Below are 1,326 nucleotides of genomic sequence, written 5' to 3'. Positions count from 1 at the left end.
GTATGAATGACACGACTTCGGCGGTACGCTTGAGCCCCGCTACATTGTCGGCGCGGAATCACTTGACCAGTGAGCTATTACGCACTCTTTCAAGGGTGGCTGCTTCTAAGCCAACCTCCTGGTTGTCTCTGCGACTCCACATCCTTTCCCACTTAGCGTACGCTTAGGGGCCTTAGTCGATGCTCTGGGCTGTTTCCCTCTCGACCATGGAGCTTATCCCCCACAGTCTCACTGCCGTGCTCTCACTTACCGGCATTCGGAGTTTGGCTAAGGTCAGTAACCCGGTAGGGCCCATCGCCTATCCAGTGCTCTACCTCCGGCAAGAAACACACGACGCTGCACCTAAATGCATTTCGGGGAGAACCAGCTATCACGGAGTTTGATTGGCCTTTCACCCCTAACCACAGGTCATCCCCCAGGTTTTCAACCCTGGTGGGTTCGGTCCTCCACGAAGTCTTACCTCCGCTTCAACCTGCCCATGGCTAGATCACTCCGCTTCGGGTCTTGAGCGCGCTACTAAATCGCCCTATTCGGACTCGCTTTCGCTACGGCTTCCCCACACGGGTTAACCTCGCAACACACCGCAAACTCGCAGGCTCATTCTTCAAAAGGCACGCAGTCACGACGCAAGGAACAAGTTCCTTGCGCGACGCTCCCACGGCTTGTAGGCACACGGTTTCAGGTACTATTTCACTCCGCTCCCGCGGTACTTTTCACCATTCCCTCACGGTACTATCCGCTATCGGTCACCAGGGAATATTTAGGCTTAACGGGTGGTCCCGCCAGATTCACACAGGATTTCTCGGGCCCCGTGCTACTTGGGTGTCTCTCAAACGAGCCGCTGACATTTCGACTACGGGGGTCTTACCCTCTACGCCGGACCTTTCGCATGTCCTTCGTCTACATCAACGGTTTCTTACTCGTCCCATCGCCGGCAGACGATGGAAGAGAGATCCCACAACCCCGCACACGCAACCCCTGCCGGGTCTCACACGTATACGGTTTGGCCTCATCCGGTTTCGCTCGCCACTACTCCCGGAATCACGGTTGTTTTCTCTTCCTGCGGGTACTGAGATGTTTCACTTCCCCGCGTTCCCTCCACACTGCCTATATATTCAGCAGCGGGTGACAGCCCATGACGACTGCCGGGTTTCCCCATTCGGAAACCCCCGGATCAAAGCCTGGTTGACGACTCCCCGGGGACTATCGTGGCCTCCCACGTCCTTCATCGGTTCCTGGTGCCAAGGCATCCACCGTGCGCCCTTAAAAACTTGGCCACAGATGCTCGCGTCCACTGTGCAGTTCTCAAACAACGACCAACCACCC

The 1,326-nt window shown here is 56.5% G+C and carries 1 rRNA gene (only partly in view); it reads right to left on the bottom strand.

The annotated features are described in order from the left end of the window. Positions 1-1,277 (bottom strand): 23S ribosomal RNA (locus ACZ7L4_RS42900) (it extends 1,488 nt beyond the left edge of the window). Between the last annotated feature and the right edge of the window lie 49 nt (positions 1,278-1,326).

The organism is Streptomyces sp. NPDC107575 (assembly GCF_055657265.1).
This window is presented reverse-complemented; position numbering and strand designations above follow the sequence as displayed.